9 protein-coding genes are annotated in these 14,560 nt (G+C 63.6%); 5 read left to right on the top strand and 4 right to left on the bottom strand.

The genetic code is table 11. The features are described from left to right. Positions 1-98 precede the first annotated feature (98 nt). The 4 genes from K7R21_RS16270 to K7R21_RS16255 all read left to right on the top strand — a co-directional run bounded on the left by K7R21_RS16270 (position 99) and on the right by K7R21_RS16255 (position 6,692). Positions 99-3,569: a PAS domain S-box protein gene (locus K7R21_RS16270; protein WP_224984326.1), complete on the top strand. Its 3,471-nt coding sequence runs from the start codon at positions 99-101 to the stop codon at positions 3,567-3,569. Further along, on the top strand, positions 3,562-4,374 hold the full coding sequence (locus K7R21_RS16265; protein WP_224984325.1) for a response regulator: 813 nt from the start codon (positions 3,562-3,564) through the stop codon (positions 4,372-4,374). Before K7R21_RS16270 ends, K7R21_RS16265 begins: the two co-directional genes overlap by 8 nt. 42 nt (positions 4,375-4,416) lie before the next feature. Beyond that, positions 4,417-5,997 (top strand): HD domain-containing phosphohydrolase, encoded by a 1,581-nt coding sequence (locus tag K7R21_RS16260; protein WP_224984324.1) that lies wholly within the window; start codon positions 4,417-4,419, stop codon positions 5,995-5,997. 122 nt (positions 5,998-6,119) lie between these two features. After that, entirely contained in the window at positions 6,120-6,692 is a 573-nt protein-coding gene (locus K7R21_RS16255; protein WP_224984323.1) for a response regulator, read from the top strand. Between the two features lie 66 nt (positions 6,693-6,758). Here the strand turns inward: K7R21_RS16255 and K7R21_RS16250 are convergent, their stop codons facing one another. The 4 genes from K7R21_RS16250 to K7R21_RS16235 all read right to left on the bottom strand — a co-directional run bounded on the left by K7R21_RS16250 (position 6,759) and on the right by K7R21_RS16235 (position 11,585). Then, positions 6,759-8,399: an ATP-binding protein gene (locus K7R21_RS16250; RefSeq protein WP_224984322.1), complete on the bottom strand. Its 1,641-nt coding sequence runs from the start codon at positions 8,397-8,399 to the stop codon at positions 6,759-6,761. Next, positions 8,396-9,223 (bottom strand): phosphate/phosphite/phosphonate ABC transporter substrate-binding protein, encoded by an 828-nt coding sequence (locus tag K7R21_RS16245; RefSeq protein ID WP_224984321.1) that lies wholly within the window; start codon positions 9,221-9,223, stop codon positions 8,396-8,398. The genes K7R21_RS16250 and K7R21_RS16245 overlap by 4 nt, the downstream gene beginning before the upstream one ends. A 182-nt stretch (positions 9,224-9,405) precedes the next feature. After that, entirely contained in the window at positions 9,406-10,632 is a 1,227-nt protein-coding gene (locus tag K7R21_RS16240) for a GGDEF domain-containing protein (RefSeq protein ID WP_224984320.1), read from the bottom strand. Between the two features lie 35 nt (positions 10,633-10,667). Then, the gene (locus tag K7R21_RS16235; protein ID WP_224984319.1) at positions 10,668-11,585 is read right to left on the bottom strand and encodes a CopD family protein; all 918 of its coding nucleotides are present in this window, start codon (positions 11,583-11,585) and stop codon (positions 10,668-10,670) included. A gap of 226 nt (positions 11,586-11,811) precedes the next feature. Between K7R21_RS16235 and pepN the strand changes: the two genes are divergently transcribed. Then, on the top strand, positions 11,812-14,454 hold the full coding sequence (gene pepN, locus K7R21_RS16230) for an aminopeptidase N (protein WP_224984318.1): 2,643 nt from the start codon (positions 11,812-11,814) through the stop codon (positions 14,452-14,454). Positions 14,455-14,560: the final 106 nt, after the last annotated feature.

Genomic DNA, 14,560 nt, shown 5'->3' with positions numbered 1-14,560 from the left:
TTCTCCGATAGGTGAAGCAACGCCGCCTGGTGCCAAGCACACTGCAGGACAACGGTCCCTACCCGCGTTGATCACCCAACTTTTAGACCGGCATTGACATGAGGATCAAGACCAAGATATCCGGCCCGGTATTCCTGCTGGTGGCCCTCCTGATGGGGGTGCTCGCCTTGGCGGGATACCAGTACCTCGCCCATGCTCTGAAGCTGAGTGTGGCCCGGCAGCATGCGGCCATGCTCCGCATGGCCAGCAGGTACATCGACGACGAGCTGCTGCACTCCAGGCAGATGCTGAAGTTGCTCGCCAAGGGGGTCGACCCCGACCAGATACGCGACCGTCACGCGATGCAGCGTACGCTACAGCAGATGCAGATCGCCCGCACCTACTTCAACGGAGGGCTGGAGATCTTCGATGACCAGCGGCGCAGCGTCGCCACGAGCTTCGCCGCGCAGGGCAGCCCCACCGGCCATGGCAACGGCTACGTGGCGATGGCGCTGGCAACCGGCAAATCCTCGGTCTCTCCCCCCTACCTCGCCGAGACCGCCCCGCATCGTCCCACCATCAGCCTGTTGATGCCGATCCTGCGGCCCGACGGTAGCGTTGCCGGCCTTTTGGCCGGGCACCACGACCTCACCCAGGACAACGAGACCGACCGGGCGTTGCACACCGTGGGGCAGCGCGGCCGCCTGCTCGTCATGGAGCGCAACCGCACCATCATCTGGCATCCCGACCCTTCCCGCGTCATGGCACACCTCGCCCCCGGCGAAGACCCCGGCATCGATGACGCCCTGCAACGCAACCGGCTGTCCGAGGGAGAGGTCCGCGATGTCAAGGGGGAGACCTGGGTCACCACCGCTACCCCCCTGACCAACGCTAACTGGATCGTGGCGATCCAACACCCGGAGTCGGAGTCGTTCCAGCCACTTACCGACGCCCGCCTCTTCTTCGTCGGGGCCCTTGTTGCCCTCCTGCTGTTCACCCAGATCACCCTCCGGCGCCTGATCCGGCACGTCACGCAGCCGTTGGCCCTCCTGGTGGACCACATCCGCTTCCTTCCGGAGAAGAACGGCGCAGAGCGCTGGCTCACCCTCAACACGGGGGACGAACTGGAGCACCTGGCCTCGACGGTGAACACCATGGTGGAGGAGATGGACAAGCGCCAGGAAGCCCTGACGGAGAACCAGGAGCTGTACCGCATCATCGCCGAGTTCACCTCCGAAATCGCCATCGTCTGCAACCCGGACGGGTCGCTGCGCTACATCTCCTCCAACTGCCGGGGGGTCACCGGCTACACCGATCGCGAGTTTCTCGATGCCCCGGAGCTGCTATCCAACATCATCTCCCCCGAAGACCGGGACCTGTGGCAGCAACGAAACGTCTGCGCCAGGGAAGGGAAACCGGCCGCACCGGTTGACCTGCGCCTCATCACGCGCCAGGGTGAAACGCGCTGGTTCAAGTACACCTGCCGGGACGTGAACGGGGCAGACGGTGAGTACCTCGGGTTGCGCGGCAGCTTCAGAGACATCACTCAGGACCGGGTGCTGGAAGGGATGCTGGAAACGGAGCGCCGCTTCGCGGAAAACCTGCTGGAGAACACCTCGACACCGCTGTTCGTCATCGACGCGGACCACCGGATCATCGTCTGGAACCGCGCCATTGCGGAGATGACCGGCATGCCCGCCAGCGAGATGCTCGGTACCCAGCGTCAGTGGCAGCCGTTTTACCCGGAAAAGCGCCCCACCCTGTGCGACGTCGTCCTCTCCGGCGACGTCGAACGGATTGGGGAGTTCTACCCCACCTACAGCAGCGACGTGGTCATGAAGGGGATCATCAGGGCGGAAGGGTGGTACCGGAACCTCAACGGTCGGGACCGCTACCTCTGCTTCGACGCCGCGCCGGTAACCAGGGACGGCAAGGTCGTGGCTGTAGTCGAGACGCTGTACGACATCACCGACCGCGCGCGCGCCGAGGACTCGCTACGCCTGTTCTCGCAGGGGGTCGAGCAAAGCGCCAGTTCCATCGTCATCACGGACGCCGACGGCGTGATCCAGTACGTGAACCGGAAATTCTGCGAGGTGAGTGGCTACAGCAAGGAAGAGGCCCTGGGCAGGAAGCCGAGCATACTGAAGTCGGGCCGGCTGCCGGAGCAGAGCTATCGGGAACTGTGGGAGACCATCACCGCCGGCAGGGAGTGGCACGGCGAATTCTACAACAAGCGCAAGGACGGCACCTTCTTCTGGGAAAGCGCCCTCATCTCCCCCATCTGCGATCAGTACGACAAGGTGACCCACTACCTGAGCGTCAAGGAGGAGATCACCGCCCGCAAAGACGCCGAGCGCCAGCTGATCAAGAACCAGGCGGAACTGGTGCTCAAGCACGAGCAGCTCTCCGAGCTGTTCCGCCAGGTCGAGAAGGGGAAACGCGAGTGGGAGCAGACCATGGATTGCGTGGACGACTTGGTGGCCATGGTCGATGACCAGGGCAAGGTCAGGCGCTGCAACCGCGCCTTCAAGCTCCTGACCGGCACCTCCTACTCCAGACTGGTATCGGTCAACTGGCGCGAGCTTTTGAGCGGGGCGGGCATGGACCTGGAGCCGCTGGAGGCCGGCCACAACGAGCTCTACCACGAGACGAGCGGACGCTGGCTCACCCTGACGACCTACCCGTATGGCGACCAGGGATGGCAGGTGATCATGCTGCACGACCTGACCGAGATCAAGCAGGTCTCGGAGGAACTGGTCGCCGCCTACCAGGAGCTCAAGGCAACCCACTCGCAGCTGTTGCAGCAGGAGAAGATGGCCTCCATCGGCCAGCTTGCCGCCGGCGTGGCCCACGAGATCAACAACCCGATGGGGTTCATATCCAGCAACCTGGGTACCATGGTGAAGTACCTGGACCGGCTCGAAGGATTCCTGGAGGTCCAGTCGAACAGCCTCGCCGAGGTTGCGCCGGAACCGGTGCGCCAGGAGGTCGAACAGGCCCGCAAGAAGTTCAAGGTGGACTACATCCTCGGCGATGCCAAGAGTCTTCTGGCCGAATCCCAGGACGGTGCGGAGCGGGTGCGGACCATCGTGCAGAATCTGAAGAGCTTCTCCCGCATCGACGACGCCCAGGCAACCTACGTCGACTTGAACGAATGCCTGGAAAGCACGGTCACCATCGCCTGGAACGAGCTCAAGTACAAGACGACCCTGGTGCGCGACTACGGCGAACTGCCGCAGGTGAAATGCCTGCCACAGCAGTTGAACCAGGTATTCCTGAACCTCTTGGTGAACGCGGCCCACGCCATCGAGAAGCAGGGGGAGATCACCATCCGGACCCGGCGGACAGGGGACGAGGTGCAGATCGCCTTCTCCGACACGGGCAGCGGCATCCCCGACGAGATCAAGAGCCGCATCTTCGAGCCCTTCTTCACCACCAAGGAAGTGGGCCAGGGAACTGGGCTCGGGCTTTCTATCAGCTACGACATCATCAAGAAACATAACGGGAGCATCGAGGTGGAGAGCAGCGTCGGCACCGGCACTACCTTCACCATCCGGCTCCCGATCACAGGGGTGACCTCAGATGAATGACCAGACTCGGATACTGTGCGTCGACGACGAACGCAACGTGCTACGCGCCCTGGAGCGGATCTTCCTGGACGAAGAGTACGAAATCCTCACCGCGGCCTCAGGCGAGGAGGGGCTGCTGCTGCTCGAGGAATCCCCCCAAGTCCAGGTGGTCATCTCCGACTTCCGCATGCCCGGGATGAACGGCGTGGAGTTTCTCAAGGATGTGTGCACGCGGCACCCCGAGACCATCAGGATCGTCCTCTCCGGCTACGCCGATACCGCCGCGGTGGTGGCGGCCATCAACGAGGGGAAGATCTACAAGTTCATCCCCAAGCCCTGGAACGACGACGAGCTGAGGATGACGGTGGCGAAGGCGCTGGAACACTTCGAGATGCAGCGCCGCAACGAGCAGTTGGCCGAGGAGTTGCGACGCAAGAACGAGGAACTGCGCGAGCTGAACGCCGACCTGCGGCTACGGGCGAGGGCGTGCAGCTGCGGCTTCATGCAGGAGTACGGCTCGCTCTTGCACGCTGCAGTCGCCCTGGACTACCTCCCCCTGGGGGTGCTGACCCTGGACGGCGACGGCACCGTGCTGCAGATGAACCGGGAGGCAGCACACCTGCTCCAGGTGGGGTGCCACGAGCTGGTCGGGAAACGGCTCGCCGAGGCCCTGCCGCCGCAGTTGGCGCAACTAGCCGCAGAGTTCGGCCGGCTGCCCCCCGGGGGCGGGACCCTGCAGGCCGGGGGGGCGCAGCTCAAACTGGAGGCGGTCCCGCTCAACCAGGAAGAGGGAGAACTCCTCATCACCATTGTGCCGGGGCCCTGAAGGACCGCCGACCCCACGAGATTGCCATAAAGGACGAAGGACATGGACAAACTGTCGCAAAGCGAACCCCACAAAGTGCTCCTGGTCGACGACGAGGAGAATATCACCCGCTCTATTGCGCGGCTCCTCCTGGAACAGGAGCTGGAACTGGAGGTGCTGCGTGCGGTATCGGGGGCTGAAGGACTGGAGCAGCTTACCGCCCACCCGGACGTGGCCCTCATCCTGTCGGACCAGCGCATGCCCGGCATGACTGGCGCCCAGTTCCTGGAACAGGCGAAGACCCTGGCGCCCGATGCGGTGCGCATGGTGCTCACCGGCTACGCCGACATGGCGGCCACCGTGGACGCCATCAACAAGGGGGGGGCGTCGCGCTACCTCTTGAAGCCCTGGGACGACGAGGTACTGGTGCGCACTATCCGCGAGGGGGTCGAGCAGTACCACCTGGTCCAGGAGAACAGACGCCTCACCGCGCTGGTGGAGCAGCAGAACAGGGAACTCTCCGCCTGGAACGACAACCTGAAGAGCCGGGTTCTGGACCAGACGGCGACCATCAGGCGCCAGAATGAGGAGCTCAAGGAGCGCAACCGCCGCGTGACCCACTCCTTCCGCGAGACCATCCTCGCCTTCTCGCGCCTCATCGAACTCCACTCCAGCCGGCTGCAGGAGCACACCAGGAACGTCACCGAGCTCTGCGTCAGGATCGCCCGCGATCTCAAACTCCCCGACCACGAGATCGAGACCGTGCGTACGGCCGCGCTTCTGCACGACGTCGGGGTGATCGGCATCAGCCAGGACATCCTGCAAAAGCGGATGTCCGCCATGAACCGGGAGGAGCTGGGCATCTTCCTGCAGCACGCGGTGCGCGGCCAGGCCACTCTGGACGCGGTCGAGGAACTGCGCGAAGCCGGGGTCCTGATCCGGCACCACCACGAGCGCTACGACGGCAGCGGCTTCCCCGATGCGCTGGCGGGGGACGAGATCCCGCTCGGCGCACGGATCATCGCCATGGCCGACTTCGTGGACCGCGAGCTGACCGAGCAGGGCGGGGACGACCCGCTCGCCGCGCTCTTGGCGCGCATGGAGAAGGAGCTGGGGCGCGGGCTCGACCCCGAGATCTTCCCGGTCGTTGAGCGGCACGTGCGAGACCTGTACCTCCCCACCTACTCGCGCCGCGCCGAGGTTGCCGAGAAGGAACTGCGCCCCAAGCAGCTCCTGGAGGGGATGACGGTGACCCGGGATCTGCACACCGCGTCGGGGGCCCTGGTCCTGGAGCGCGGCACGGTGCTCGATGCCGGGCACATCATGGCGGTCGGTCGGGCCTACCAGGTGGACCCACCCGCGGGAGGGATCTTCGTCAGCTGGGCCCCCTCCGGGGGGAGCGGGGGGAGCGAGGGGAGTGCGGCCCGGTTTACGGCCAGCGTCCCGGTAGCCGAACAGGAAGTTGCACCCGACCGGCTTGCGGAGGGGATGAAGCTCACCCGCAACCTCTACAGCGGCACGGGGCTGTTGCTCCTGACCGAAGGAACGGTGCTGAACAGCGGCACTATCGACGCGGTTCTGCGCTACTACCGGATCGACCCGCCCTCCTGCGGGGTATGGGTGGTCGAAGAGCGGCGCAAATGATGGAGTACAGCACAAGGGGCGCATGGTGCCGAAGCTGGTCTGCTGAGGCCCTGCTCCCCCGGGCGAGCAGATAAAAAATACGGGGCCGCGGCGACAACGCCGGGCCCGCTGCGAGGTGAATCATGTCTACGCCGGGAGAAGGCGAACACAGCATATTGATCGTAGATGACGAGCCGCACGTGATCTCGGCCCTGATGCGGGGGCTGGACGAGGAGCCCTACCTGATCCAGGGGGCCCCGGGTGCGAAAGAGGCGCTCGAGCTGATGACGCGGCGCCGTTTCAAGGTGGTGATCTCGGACGAGAAGATGCCGGGGATGGACGGTGCGGAGTTCCTGGGGATCGTGAAGGAGCTGTACCCGGAGACGGTGCGCATCATGCTGACCGGCCATGCCAGCATCGAGGCCACCATGCGGGCGGTGAACAGCGGCGAGATCTACCGTTTCTTCACCAAGCCATGGAACGACACGGAACTGAAGTTGGCGCTGAAGAGCGCGCTGGAGAAATACTACCTGGAAGAGGAAAACCGGCGACTGTTGAAGACGGTGAAACACCAGTCGCAGGAGCTCAAGTACCTGGAGAAGAACTACCCCGGTATCTCGCAATTGCGCCGGGAGGTCGACGGCGCCATCAGGATCGACGAGATTTCCCAGGAGGAGATCGACGGTATCATCGCCCAGTGCAACCAGCAGCGTTAGACCACGCGGAGTCGGCCGGTGCCCGCCACCGGCTCCGTCCCTTCCGCCCCCCCTGCACCGTCACCGTTACACCGCGCCCGCGCCCTGCTGTTCTCCACCTTCGGGATGCCCCACGGGCAGCATGATCTTGAACGTTGTGCCCAGGCCGGGGGTGCTTTCCACGGTGATCTCGCCGTTGTGTTTCCGGATGATGTCGTAACTGATCGACAGCCCCAGTCCGGTCCCCTTCCCCACCTCCTTGGTGGTGAAGAACGGCTCGAAGATCCGGTTGATGACCTCCGGTGCGATCCCCTGGCCGGTATCGCTCACGGAGACGAAGACGTTCCCAGCTTCGCTCCAGGTGCGCACCACGATCTCCCCGGCATGTTCGATGGCCTGGGAGGCGTTGACCAGCAGGTTGAGAAATACCTGGTTCAACTGCTGCGGGTAGCAGCTGACGAGGGGGAGCACCCCGAACTCCCGTCTCAGGGTGGCGACGTACTTGATCTCGTTCCAGGCGATGCTGATGGTGGTCTCGAGGCATTCGTTCAGGTCGACCAGCGAGTATTGGAGCTGGTCCACACGGGAAAAGTTCTTCAGGTTCTGAACGATATGCTGCACACGCACGCCCCCATCCAGGGATTCGGCGATCAGTTGCTTGCCGTCGGCGAGGATGTGGTCGATCTTCAGCTGCCTGCGTGTCTGCGCCAGGGACTCTGAGGCCGCTTCACCCCCTCCCTCCCTGAGCGCCTCTTCCTGCGCCGCAATGAACTCCTGCAGGCGCCGCAGGTACTTTTCGAGGGTGGAGAGATTGCTGGTGATAAAGCCCATCGGGTTGTTGATTTCGTGGGCGACGCCGGCAGCGAGCTGCCCGATGGAGGCCATCTTCTCCTGCTGGGTCAGGTAATTGTCCTTCTCCCGGTTCTTCGCAACCTCTTCCTGCACCCGCGACTCGAGGGTCAGGTTCAGGTTTTCGAGTTCGGCTGCGCGTTGCTGCAGCGCCTCCTTGGCCGCGGTCAGTTCCCGCACCCGCTCCGAGATGGCCCGGGACATCGTGTTGAACGCAGCCCCCAGCCGTCCCACGTCATCATGCCCCTCCCGCACCGGCGCCGGCGTCAGGTTCCCTTGAGCGACCTCCAGGCTTGCCCTGGTCAGCGAGGCCAGGTGCCTGGTAAGCCAGTATCCCAGCAAGGTCAGAATTACCGTGGAGAGGATCACTTCCAGCGTGGCGATGGTGCCCCCCTGCAGCAGCAACAGGTGCCGCGCGGCGACGATCTGCGAAAGGTCCAGGCCGAACTGGAGGGTGCCCAGAGGCTGCCCCGTCTGTACGATGGGGACGCGCACGTCGTAGCGCGGGTCCCTGCCACCCTGGAACAGCTGGAAGCTCGTGCTGGGCTGGGGAAGCGCCTGGTTGCTCCCCCAGCCGCTGGAGGCGACCCTGGTCCCGGCGCTGTCCAGGATGGCGATGTATTTCACCCCGCCGGCCCGTCGGCTCTCGTCGATGACCGCCTGGACGGTGGCGAAATCCTGCTGCGCGAGCGGCGCAGTGAGGGCGGCGATCAGAACCGGCGAGATCTGCTCCGCCTGCCACCGGGCCTGCCTGGTCATGGCGCCGTGCAGCAGCCGCAAGCTGTTGAACACCATCACGCACAGCATCAGCGCCTCGATGCCGATCGCGAGCATCAAAAGACGCCCCCGCACCGTGGACCAGGGAGCGAGCACCCTCATTTTTCTGCTTTTTTCAGCAGCCTTTTGACCTCGGCCGCATATCGGTCCATACCTTCCAGCTCCCCGTTGTGGAGCCTTCGATATCCACCGAGCTTGTTGCTTTCGAAATACCGTTTCCCCTCCGCCGTCTCCGCGAAGCTCCACAACGCTGCATTGATGGCCTTTTCACGGGTCGCCCAGCGCTGGTTCAGCAGGTATACCCTGCCGGCAAGAGGGGCGCTTTCGGCGAGGATGCGCAACTGGCCTTGCAGTTCCGGCCGCAGTTTCTGGAAATTGGCCAGGGAGGTGAATCCGGCGGCCGCCTCACCTGCCACGAGAAGTTGCGCCACACTGTCTGAGGCGCTGACGTATTTGACGGGGATGTCGACGTGGTTTTGGGCCAGCCAGTGCTCCCCCCACAGGGTTACCAGCGAGGCCGCGCTCAGGCCGAGCACCTTCTGCCCCTTCAGGTCGGCCGCCCTGATGACGCGGCTGTTTCGGGGTACTATGGCGACCGCCTTGAAATCGGCTTGGTAGGTGAGTTGCGGCAGGTATTTGGCGTCGTTCTGGAGCAGCCGCGCCTGGTGCCCGGTGGTAACGGCGAGGTCGTACTTCTGTGCCAGGGCGCGCCTGGCAAACTCGTCGAAGTCCGGCGCCGTGACGACCTCTACCGGCATGTTCAGGCTCCTGCTCAGGTAGAGTCTCAGCGGCTGGTACATTTCGAGAATGACCCGGGCGCTGGTATGGGGAGCGATTCCGATCACGAACGCTCCCTGGGCGGATGCGGACCAGGGCGAAAACAGCAAAAGAAAGGCAAAAGCAAAGAAACGGACCGCGTTCTTCATCATTCCTCCTTGCGCACTTTCCCCGGGAACTTCGAGCGTGGGGATAGCGAAACGGGTATGTACCGTTTCGGTGCCGGGAGGAAAAACTTGAAGAATAACGTCGTGGAAGAGACTGGGGGCAACAGGGGCGGAGAGATGGGGACGAGGAGATGCATAGGCCGGAGCAAGCGGCAAGGGCGAGGCTAGATCACCCGATCGCGCCCGCCGCTCTTGGCCTGGTAGAGGTTCAGGTCGGCGCGCTTCAACACCTGGAGCAGGTCGTCGTCGCTGTGCTGCACGTTGGCCACGCCGGCGCTGGCGGTAAGCTGCAGGGTGTGGCCGTCGACCAGGAAGGGCTCCTCGCGGATCAGCGACCAGATCTTGTGCGCCACGTCGAGCGCCTGCTCGCGGCCGGAACCGGGCAGTACCACCAGGAACTCCTCTCCTCCAAAGCGCCCGACGGAGTCGTAGCTGCGTAACGAGGCGGTCACCCTTTCGGCGAACTGCTGCAGCAGGTGATCGCCGGCGAGATGGCCATAGCGGTCGTTGACCTGCTTGAACCGGTCGATGTCGATCATGATGAAACCGACCTCCGCGTCCGCAAATCCCTTCTCCCTGCGACGCTGGGCGCGGGCGAACTCCCTGCGTCCGATCAGCTCAATCTGCATCTTGTTGAAGGTCCCGGTAAGCCCGTCGATCAGCGTCTGCTTCCTGAGAATCTCCTGGGCCTCCTTCAGCTCGTTGGTGCCGCGCCTGATCAGCACGAAGGAGATGGCGAAGACCCCCATCAGGATGCCGCACAACGCCCCCAAGGACAGGAGTGCCGCTTTCGTCGTCTGCTGGTGGTACTTGGTGACGTCGATATAGACCTCGAAGCTCCCGATGACCTTGCCGCGGGCCCGGATGGGGATGTAGGTCTCCACTACGTCCACGTTGAACTTCAGTTCGTCGGCAAGGTCCTTCACCTCTTCCTTGCGCTCGAGTTTGGAATCGAATGCGCCGGCCAGGGCGCGGGCAAGCCGCTTGTTGCCTCGGTCCACCTCGCCGATGAGCTTGGCCTCGGTGCTGTACACGATGCGGTAATCGGACGAGTAAATCTTGATCTTAACGATGTCAAAGGGGGCGAGGAACGTCCGGAGATCCCGGTCGAGGATGAAGAAGTTTTGCGGAGACACTTCGACAACGACGCTGCCGTCGCTCTTGACCATGGTGAAGCGTGCCCTTTCGTCATCGGAAAGGGCGGTGCTGACCTTAACCGCGTCGTCTTCCGCGCTGTCAACCAGGTTCTTTTGCAGCACCTGGTAAAAGGCGTAGCCGGCGAGCGAGGTGATCACGATGATGGAGACCAGGGCGACTGAGACGAACAAGCGCAGAAGGGAGTCGGGATCCTGCTTGGCATCGGCATGAAAAATGGTGCGGAAATACTTCACGGTCAGTCCTTGTCCGGGAGCCCCGGGGCGTATGGTCAGGCCCAGCGCCAGAGCGACAGGATCAGCACGATCAAAAATACTATGGTCAAGTTCATGTACGCCATGAAGAAGAACACCCGCTCGTGCAACGGGGCCTTGCGCTGGGTCACGTCGGCCAGGCTCCCCACCTCGGGCATGAGCAGAACCTTCTCGGATCCGTGCGGTGCCAGCTTGAGTGCCTCGCTCAGGTCCTCACCGGCATGGTGCCGCCCCATGTGCACCCCCTGTTTCCAGAGGCGGCTGGCGCTCGCGTCGTAAAGCTTACCTTCGTAGGCGAAGTAGGCGGGACGCCCCTCGTTGCCGTCGAAGGAAGCGAGCTCGTCCAGCGTCAGCTCTTTGCCTGCAGGAAGCGCAACCGGCTCGCGCCGCTTCCCCTTCAGCTTGGGTCCGATAACCAGCACCACGTAGGCGGCGGAGAAAACCATCACCAGGTAGAGGGATATCTTGACCAGCAACAGCACCCCGAAACGGGTGTGCAGCAGCATATCGAGGGAAGTCACCCGGAAGTGGGTCAGGATGGCGCCGGTGATCCCCATGACGCCCATTGATAGCACACCCACCTTGACCTCGCCGCGGGGGAGTCCCCCCGCTGCATAGGCGGGCTTGAGGACCAGGTGCACGTAAAGAATGGTGCCGAACCACAAAATGGCGATCAGCATGTGCAGGTAGCCCGCCAGGAAGCGCACCACCTTGCCGGCCGCGGAGACCTGCGGGGCCTCGCTTTTCACGGCGCGCGCGGCGGCGAACTGCTTTCCGGCCGCGGTCAGTTCCCCGCCCCCCGCCGGATCGACATGGCAGGCGTCGCAGCTCTTGCCGGTCTGCTGCGCGTAGATCTCCGTGGCACTGGCGGGAAGTACCGGAGCGGCAAGAGAAGCGAAAACCAGGAAAAGTAGCGAGAAGAGCAGACGTTTCATGCCGACTGTATAGCCTTATTCTCCAGTAAAGTCAACAAATTGGGGGTGCTTGCCACTCCGGCAGCGACATCCCCGGAAACGCGTTGTTGCGGGCGCCTGCCCAAGCATGCGGCATCATTCATCAAATCTATCTCTCTACTCACGGTAGGCATTGAAAACACCTGTAGCTCCCGATACAATGAGACCTTTGGCCGCAGCTATCATAAACTCAGAGAAGGGGAACACCATGTCACAGTGCCAGCACCAGACCATCCACCAAAAGGACTACAAGGTTCCCGATTACCTGGTCGATACAGTGGAGCTTTGCTTCGACCTTTCCCCGGAAGATACCCGGGTGCTATCCCGTCTCGCCATCCACAGCAACCACGACCGCAGCAGCGGAGTAAGACCGCTGGTCCTGGACGGAGAAGAACTGACCCTGGTGTCGCTCAAGCTGGACGGGGTCGTCCTGGAACAAGGGGCCTATCGGGTCGAGGAGCACTGCCTGGTGCTCCCCGAGCCTCCCGAGCGCTTCGTCCTCGAGGTGGAAACCAGGATCAATCCCAAGGAGAACAGCGCCCTCTCCGGCCTCTACGCCTCGGGCCCCATGCTCTGCACCCAATGCGAAGCCGAGGGGTTCCGGCGCATCACCTACTTCACCGACCGTCCCGACGTCATGGCGGTCTACACGGTTACCCTGCGCGCGGACAAGGCGACCTGCCCGGTGCTCTTGGCCAACGGCAACCTGGTCGAGAAGGGCGATCTCCCCGACGGGCGTCACTTCGCCGTCTGGCACGACCCCTTCAAGAAGCCCAGCTACCTCTTCGCCGTCGTTGCCGGAGACCTGGTCCACATCGCCGACCGCTTCACCACCATGAGCGGCCGACAGGTGCAACTGGAGATCTACGTCGAGGAGCGCAACAAGGACAAGTGCGAGCACGCCCTCAGGTCCCTGATGCACGCCATGCGCTGGGACGAAGAGCAGTTCGGCCGCGAGTACGACCTGGACACCTACATGGTTGTGGCCGTGGACGACTTCAACATGGGGGCGATGGAAAACAAGGGGCTGAACGTCTTCAACTCGCGCTACGTGCTGGCGAGCCCGGCAAGCGCCACCGACGACGACTACGAGGCGATCGAGGAGGTGATCGGCCACGAATACTTCCACAACTGGACCGGCAACAGGATCACCTGCCGCGACTGGTTCCAGCTTTCCCTGAAGGAAGGGCTCACCATCTTCCGCGACCAGGAGTTCTCCGCCGACATGCAGTCGCGTCCGGTGAAGAGGATCGCGGATGTGAAGAGCCTGCGTAGCGCCCAGTTCGCCGAGGATGCCAGCCCGCTGGCCCACCCGGTGCGCCCCGAGTCGTACGTGGAGATCAACAACTTCTACAGCATGACCGTGTACCACAAGGGGGGCGAGGTGATCCGGATGCTGCAGACCCTCCTGGGGCGCGAGGCATTCCGGGCCGGGATGGATCTCTACTTCGAGCGCCACGACGGGCAGGCGGTGCGGGTGGACGAGTTCGTGCAGGCGATGGCGGATGCCGGCAAGCGCGACCTGTCCCAGTTCATGCTCTGGTACGACCAGGCCGGCACCCCCGTCTTGACCGTTAGCGACGACTACCATCCCGAAAACGGTAGCTACACCCTGACCGTCACCCAGAGCTGCCCGGCCACGCCGGGCCAGCCGGAGAAGAAGCCCTTCCATATCCCGTTCGCCATGGGGCTTTTGGACGGGGACGGCAACGAGTTACCGCTCCAGCTTATGGGGGAGACGGCGGCCGGCGGGACTTCCCGGGTCCTCGAGCTTAGGAAGGAGACGGAAAGTTTCACCTTCGTGGGGCTCAAGGGACGTCCGGTGCCGTCGCTTTTGCGCAACTTCTGCGCGCCGGTCAAGCTCCAGTACCCATACCGTGACGAGGACCTGAACCTCCTGATGACGCGCGACAGCGATCCGTTCGTGCGCTGGGAAGCGGGACAGGTCCAGGCGGTGAAGCTGATCATAGGGCTCATCGCCGACATCCAGGCCGGCCGGGAGGCGCAGGTACCAGAGAGCTTCATCGGCTCCTTTAGAAGGCTTCTTGCCGATGAGCGCCAGGACCGGGCCTTCCTGGCCGAGACGCTCACCCTCCCCGCCGAGAGCTACCTCGCCGAGCAGATGTCGGTCATCGACCCCGATGCTATCCACCAGGCGCGCGAGCTGGTGCGGGCCACGGTAGGCCGGAGGCTGGCTGCGGAGCTCTTTGCCGCGCGGGCAGCCTGTGCCCCCAAGGCTCCCTACCGTCCCGACGACGGGCTTGACGGCTGCCGCCGTCTCAAAAACCTCTGCCTTGCCTACCTGATGGCGGCGGGGACGCAGGAAGCGATCGACGCCTGCATGGCCCAGTACAAAAGCGCGGACAACATGACCGACAGCTTGGGCGCGCTCGCCCCGCTGGCCAGCTGCGCCTGCTCGGAACGCGAAGAAGCACTTGCGTCCTTTTACGAGTGCTGGCGTGGCGACCGCGGCGTCATCGACAAGTGGTTCACCCACCAGGCGCTGTCGCGTCTACCCGACACCATGGATCGGGTGCTGGCACTTTTGGCGCACCCGGACTTCGATATGCGCAACCCGAACCGGGTCCGCTCGCTGGTGGGTGCCTTCAGCCAGGGGAACCAGGTCCGCTTCCACGATGCCGGCGGCAGGGGGTACCGTTTCCTCGCCGATCAGATCCTGCTTTTGAACGGGATCAACCCGCAGATAGCCGCGCGCATGCTCACACCCTTCAGCCGCTGGCGGCGCTACGACGCGCACCGCCAAGAGCTCATGAAGAAACAGCTGGAGCGCATCCTGGCCGAGCCGGGCCTGGCACGGGACGTTTACGAACTGGCGGCCAAGAGCCTGTAGTGATTGATCCAGCGACGGGTGGAAGAGAATTTCGGCAACATGAGTAGGTTGCCAGTAGAAACCGTGACAGAGAGTTCCCCCCTTTTGCGAAAGGGGGGACAGGATC

Origin of the sequence: Geomonas agri, assembly GCF_020179605.1 — a bacterium.
Lineage (GTDB): Bacteria > Desulfobacterota > Desulfuromonadia > Geobacterales > Geobacteraceae > Geomonas > Geomonas agri.
Note: the sequence above shows the minus strand (reverse complement) of the source record. Positions and strands in the feature narration are given on the sequence as shown.